Origin of the sequence: Streptococcus mitis (genome assembly GCF_002096815.1) — a bacterium.
GTDB lineage: Bacteria > Bacillota > Bacilli > Lactobacillales > Streptococcaceae > Streptococcus > Streptococcus mitis_AD.
In genome coordinates, this window is the sequence record NZ_NCVJ01000016.1 from 156,994 (window position 1) to 163,932 (window position 6,939).

The 6,939-nt window shown below is 38.7% G+C and carries 4 protein-coding genes; 3 read left to right on the forward strand and 1 reads right to left on the reverse strand.

Going from position 1 to position 6,939, the window contains the following annotated elements; translation table 11 throughout:
* Positions 1-11: 11 nt before the first annotated feature.
* Both B7696_RS01840 and yaaA read left to right on the forward strand, forming a co-directional pair.
* Positions 12-1,607: a hypothetical protein gene (locus tag B7696_RS01840; protein WP_084861815.1), complete on the forward strand. Its 1,596-nt coding sequence runs from the start codon at positions 12-14 to the stop codon at positions 1,605-1,607.
* Between the two features lie 185 nt (positions 1,608-1,792).
* Complete coding sequence (gene yaaA / locus B7696_RS01845; RefSeq protein WP_084861817.1) at positions 1,793-2,521, forward strand: peroxide stress protein YaaA; 729 nt, start codon at positions 1,793-1,795, stop codon at positions 2,519-2,521.
* 51 nt (positions 2,522-2,572) lie between these two features.
* On the opposite strand, the gene pclR is transcribed toward yaaA, so the two are convergent.
* Positions 2,573-4,057 carry a virulence transcriptional activator PclR gene (pclR, locus tag B7696_RS01850; protein WP_084861819.1) on the reverse strand — a complete coding sequence of 495 codons (1,485 nt, stop codon included), beginning with the start codon at positions 4,055-4,057 and terminating at the stop codon, positions 2,573-2,575.
* Positions 4,058-4,273: 216 nt separating this feature from the next.
* Between pclR and B7696_RS10065 the strand changes: the two genes are divergently transcribed.
* Positions 4,274-6,939: mucin-binding protein (locus B7696_RS10065; RefSeq protein ID WP_239822184.1), on the forward strand; the 2,666-nt coding region annotated here is incomplete at its 3' end.

Sequence of the window (6,939 nt, forward strand, 5' to 3'; positions counted from 1 at the left end):
GAGGAAAGCAAATGAAACGAATAGTCTTCGAACTTATTTTTATCGCAACGACCTGGTATATCTTTTTACCGCCTCTTAACCTGACCAGCTGGGAATTTCTTTTTTTCCTCTGTGGGCATTTGCTGGTTGTAGCAATCTTATTTGGATTTGGCAAGGGGATAAACCTTGTCAAAACGGTTCATGTGCGCCACGGCAAGGCGGAAGCTGCTTTAAATTTTGAGAGTTTCAAAATCAATCGATTAGGGAAAATCCTTTTAGCTTCTATTGGAGGAATTCTTCTCTTAGCTGGTTTAGTTTCCTTGGTGACCTCCAGCATTTTTCAGGCTAAAAATTATGCCAATGTAGTCACGGTGACGGAAAAAGACTTTACTGAATTTCCTAAGACTGACACCAGTAAGGTTCCTATCTTAGATAGAAGTACCGCTGAAAAAATTGGGGACCGCTACTTGGGTTCCCTAACGGATAAGGTGTCGCAGTACGTAGCCGCAGACACCTATACCCAACTGACGATTGATGGAAAACCTTATCGAGTGACGCCACTAGAATATGCAGACCCTATCAAGTGGTTTAACAATCAAGCAAAAGGAATCGGCGAGTATATCAAGGTGGACATGGTAACTGGAAATGCCAACTTGGTGGACTTGAAGACACCAATCAAATATTCAGACTCGGAGTATTTTAACCGTGATGTCAAGCGTCACCTGCGCTTTAAGTATCCAACCAAAATCTTCAAAACTCCATCTTTTGAGGTGGACGATGAGGGCAATCCTTTCTATGTAGCAACGGTTTACCAAAAGCAATTTGGCTTAGCAGTTCCTCGTCCTATTTCAGTCATTATCTTGGACGCCACAAATGGAGAGACCAAGGAATACAGCTTGGCAGATGTTCCGGAATGGGTGGACAGGGTTTATCCAGCTGAGGAGACCATCGAGCAAATCAACTACAACGGCAAGTACAAGGATGGTTTCTGGAATGCCATGATTTCCAAGAAAAATGTGACCCAGACTACCAAGGGCTATAATTACTTGTCTATCGGTAATGATATTTACCTCTACACAGGTGTGACATCGGCCAATGCAGATGAAAGTAATCTTGGTTTTATCCTAGAAAATATGCGAACAGGAGAAATCACTAAGTATAGCTTGGCTTCTGCGACAGAAGAATCAGCCCGTGAATCAGCCGAAGGTGCTGTTCAGGAGAAATCCTACAAGGCAACCTTCCCAATCCTCATCAACCTCAATGACAAGCCTCTCTACATCATGGGCTTGAAGGACAATGCTGGCTTGGTCAAAGAGTACGCTTTGGTTGATGCAGTCGAGTACCAAAATGTTATCGTAGCTACTACAGTAGAAGAACTGCTCAGCAAGTACGCCAATAAAAACGACCTTGAAATTGATAATGAAACGACAGAAAGTATCAAGGGTGTGGTGGCAGACCTCAAATCAGCTGTTATCAAGGGCGACACCGTCTACTTCTTTAAAGTTGATGGTAAGATATACAAGGTCAAGGCCTCAGTATCTGATGACCTCCCTTACCTTGAAAATGGTAAAACCTTCGAAGGTCAAGTCGGAAAAGATAACTATCTCAAGACCTTTAAAGTTCAGTAAGAGGAGAGGTAGGGCAAAAACTCAATTTCAGGAAAAAATGAAGTAAATCTTTTCATAATAAAACGCATAGTATCAAGGTTTTTCAACACCGGATATTATGCGTTTCTCTGATTTTTAAGCCTTTTCCCAGTCTCTTTTCAGATAAACTTCTTGGTTGTGGCTAAAAAATATGCTACACTATCAATATGAAAATTTTAATCCCAACAGCAAAAGAAATGAACACAGACTTGCCAAGTATCGAAGCAACTTCTTTAAAACCAGAAAGTCAGGCCGTACTTGATGCCTTGGCCCTCTATTCTGCTAGTCAATTGAAGAGTTTTTATAAGGTATCAGCTGAAAAAGCTGAGGAAGAATTTCAACATATCCAAGCCTTGAAAAAGCAAACTGCTCAACACTATCCAGCCTTGAAACTTTTTGATGGGCTTATGTATCGCCACATTAAGCGAGACAAATTGAACGATGCAGAACAGGCCTATCTTGAAAATCATGTTTTTATTACCTCGGCTTTGTACGGAGTCGTTCCAGCCTTGTCACCTATGGCACCTCACCGTTTGGACTTTTTGATGAAGTTAAAAGTCGCTGGTAAGACTTTGAAGAGCCATTGGAAGCAAGTCTATGATGAGGCTGTGAAGCAGGAAAAAGTGATTTTCTCCCTCTTGTCATCCGAGTTTGAGACTGTATTTTCTAAGGAAATTAGAGAAAAAATGGTGACCTTCAAATTCATGGAGGACAAGGGTGGTCAGCTGAAGATTCATTCAACCATTTCTAAGAAAGCGCGTGGTGCCTTCCTGACAGCGCTGATAGAAAATCAAGTACAAACGGTGGAGGAAGCTCGTCGCTTAAGCTTTGCAGGATTTGTTTACAGAGAAGACCTGTCCCAACTACAGGAATTGGTTTTTGTAAAGGAAGTATAGAAAATAGATAAAAGAAAAAGTCAGCAGAATCATGCTGACTTTTTTGATAACTTATAAAGTATTGGATATATGAATCTCATTTGATAAACAGTTAAGATGATTAACCAAATCCATGATTGACAGATGATTTCGACAAATAAACTTCTTGGTAATTCCTGGAATATAGAAATTAGACACGATGATATCGTAATCTGTCTGATTTAAAATCTCAGGACTTGTTTTCAATTCATCCCAAGTATCGAAGGTAAAGCGGTTATTACAGTAATAGGAAAGCATATCAACAAAGGTAAGGGATATAGCATGGTCAAAGTTACTGATAATCAAAACCTTGATAGGTGGTCGATTTTCTAACAACTGAGTAGAGAGGTTTTCAGCATGGGTCAATAGGGTATACGTCAAGTGTTCCAACTGTTCAGGATGGTCATGCTGTCCAATTGCCTGACGATATTGAGCCAGTTCTTGACGTGCACTTCCCATAAAGTCTGGGAAGTAAACTTCGAATTTTTTAATCGTCAATGCTTTTTGTTCAAATAAGATTGGGGTAGAAAAGATTTCCTGTCTTTCAAAGAAAGCAGTGTTGTGTAAATGCCAAATCAGCTCATCGTGGTTAGTAAAAGTAATCTTATATTGTTTTGCTAGACGTTCTAATATTTGACTCAGTAATTGGTAAGAGTGTCTTGCTTCACTGTTATCTTCTATAGAGTTGAAGAATTCTTGAGGATCTAAGAAAATGTTACTTTGAATAAAGGAAATAAAAATTTGTGCAATGATATCTGGAGTGATTTCAAGTTCAAATACTTGAGAAAAATAGCCTAGTATCTCTTCAAAATTTGGAATACTTTCCAAAATAGGGTAGTATTCATCGTAGAAATGATTTGGTAAGTCGATAAAATGACCATTTTTGATGCGGTAAATACTGATAGCTATCATCAGTTTGTACATTCTATAAATTGAAAATCGCATTGGATAATTCGTGATTTTATAGAAGAAGTCAACAAACTCTGTTAAATCTTCCTCAGGAAGGTCAGGAAAAGGCCAGTCTAAGAAATAATAGCGCTCAGAAAAGTATTGAGCAAAAAAATAGCGTATATCAATCTCATTCCCACGTATCTCGGATGGAGTAAATGATAGTTCAATTTGGAATTGAGTTGACAGAGTTTTTGAAATGTTTCGACCCAATCGATAGAGATTAGCATTACTAGAGTGAAGATTTTCTATTGTTCGATAAATAGGTAACCCCTCATTGAAGAACATATACTCTAGTAATTGAAAAGATTGAGAATGAGCTAGAAAATATTGATATACAACTTCTACACTAGTGTTAACTTCTAAATCTATCATGATTCCGTTAACAGAAGATTGGATGTCGATAGTTGGAAATGCAGCACGCAATTCATTTAAATCACTTTTTAAGATTCGCTCAGTACATCCTAACTTGTCGGCAAGTTCATGTAATTTCAACCAATCGCGATGTTGAATTAGGATTTTCATTAAACGTAATTGTCGCTGATCTTTCGTGGATAAAAGGTTTCTCATAAGGGTATTTCCTCCTTAATTTATTATATCATTTTTCTGTTTTTAATCAACTATAATGTTAGAGCTAAAAAAATGTTCCGACGATTCAAAAAAAAGAGAATATAATAACTGGCTCTGAAAATCAGAAATACGATATAGTAATTCCTTGGATAGTGTTGATTTATATATTAAATAGTTGTAGAGTAGGAATTATAAAATATTACTTAGGAGTTCAAAATGAAACATTCACATAAGAAATCATTTGACTGGTATAGTATGCAACAACGATTTTCTATTCGTAAGTATCACTTTGGTGCAGCGAGTGTTTTACTTGGTACAGCCTTGGTCTTAGGATCAGCTGCTAATGCTCAAACTGTACAAGCTGATGAAAATGGTTCTGAAAATACAAAGACAGTTAAAGCTGATAAGTTCGATGATTCTGCTAAGATTGCGGAAAAGCAAAGTACAAATACTAAGTCAGAGAAGTCTTATGCAGCTCCATCTGTTTCAAATCCAGTGGAAGTAACTCCAACTAAATCTGAAGATGTTAAGGCACCAGCAGAAAAAGTTGAAGAAGCTAAAAGCCAGAAAGAAGAAGTACCTTCTAATAATGCTGTTGATAAGACAAAATTATCAGCGGCTCTTTCGCGTGCAGAAAAATTGGAAATTAAACTGTACACTGAAGAAAGTGTAAAACGTCTTCAATCTAGTATACAATCTGCTAAAGAATTACTAAATAAAGCAGATGTGACAGAATCAGAATTATCTCAAGCAGAGTCTGAACTTCAAGCTGCAGTTATTGCTTTGGAACTCAGAGGGACGACTACGACTAAAGTTATTGATAAAACTGAAGTAGTGAGCAAAATTGAATCTGCTGAAAAGAAAAATGCAGAATCAAAAGTAGCTGAACAAACTTCTGAAGTAGACAAAGAGTCAGAAGAAAAAGATAAAATTGCCTTAAAACCTGTAAAGGGGCTTCGAGTTGAAGATGCAAAGGCAAATAAAAAAGGCGGGTGGAATATTCCGTTAGATCAAGAAGCACGCTTAAGATTAAAGAGTGCTATTGAGGCTCATGCCGCACAAGGTAGTTCGCGTCGTCGGAAACGTGCTATCGGAGATTTGGATTATACCTTCAAGAAAGTTATGACCCCAGTTAATCCAGGTTTTTACGCAGATGCCAAGAGTGTTGATGAGTTAACAGTTAACCCAGACTATATAAATGAAACAGTTGTCAACGTTTGGTATAAAGACTTAGGTTATATCAATTTAGTCGACAAAGATGGACATTACATCAATTCAAATGGTGAAGTAGTAGAAAATAAAGAAGCAGCTGTCCGTAGACAATACAAAAATGATTTTAATGACACAACAAGAGCAGATGTTACTGAAATTCCTCAAGTACCAGTTGGTTGGAAAATTAGTGACAACCAATCTATTCATGGATATGATGCAGAAACAAAAACTATTGATCCAAACGATGATAATGATTTAGATGCTGTTGGTAAAGACTCTAATGTAGTCATTGAAAAAGAAAATCAAAAAGCTATTATCCGTTACGTAAGCACTAACGGTAACCGTGTTCTCACAACAGATGAAGTAACAGGTAAGTCAGGTGAAGCCATTGCCTACAGCACAACAAGTCAAATCACAGAATTCAAGAAACAAGGCTATAACCTTGTCAGCGATGAATTCACAGCGGGTGGTGCTAAGGTTTATGACTACGATACAGCACGTGACCAAGTCTACACTGTAACCCTTTCAGAACGTGTTGAACCAGTTAACCCAGATAACCCAACTCCACAACCAAACACACCAGTTAATCCAGGACAACCAGATAGCCCACGTTGGCCAGGAACCGTTGAAAACTTGGATAACAAGGAAAGTGTTAGCCGTACCATTCATTACGTTTACGAAGACGGAAGTAAGGCTAAGGATGATGTGGTTGAAACATTGAACTTCAAACGTTGGAGTCGTATTAATCTAGTGACTGGTCAGATTTTCTTCCAAGACTGGACAACCAATGATGATACGTTTGATAAAGTGGTCTCTCCAACTATCGCAGGTTACACAGCGGATAAATCAGAAATCCCAGCTGTAAGTGGAGTGAAGGCTAAAGACCAAGACCGTGTTGAAACAGTTACTTACCGTAAGGATGCTCAAAAAGCTGTTATCCGTTATGTAAGCACTAACGGTAACCGTGTTCTCACAACAGATGAAGTGACAGGTAAGTCAGGTGAAGCCATTGCCTACAGCACAACAAGTCAAATCACAGAATTCAAGAAACAAGGCTATAACCTTGTCAGCGATGAATTCACAGCAGGTGGTGCGAAGGTTTATGACTACGATACAGCACGTGACCAAGTCTACACAGTAACCCTTTCAGAACGTGTTGAACCAGTTAACCCAGATAACCCAACTCCACAACCAAACACCCCAGTCAATCCAGGACAACCAGATAGCCCACGTTGGCCAGGAACAGTTGAAAACTTGGATAACAAGGAAAGTGTTAGCCGTACCATCCATTATGTTTACGAAGATGGAAGCAAGGCTAAGGATGATGTGGTTGAAACACTGAACTTCAAACGTTGGAGCAATGTCAACTTGGTAACAGGTCATATTGACTTCCAAGACTGGACAACTAATGATGATACGTTTGATAAAGTGGTCTCTCCAACCATCGCAGGTTATACAGCGGATAAATCAGAAATCCCAGCTGTAAGCGGAGTGAAGGCTAAAGACCAAGACCGTGTTGAAACAGTCACTTACCGTAAGGATGCTCAAAAAGCTATTATCCGTTATGTAAGTACCAACGGTAACCGTGTTCTCACAACAGATGAAGTGACAGGTAAGTCAGGTGAAGCCATTGCCTACAGCACAACAAGTCAAATCACAGAATTCAAGAA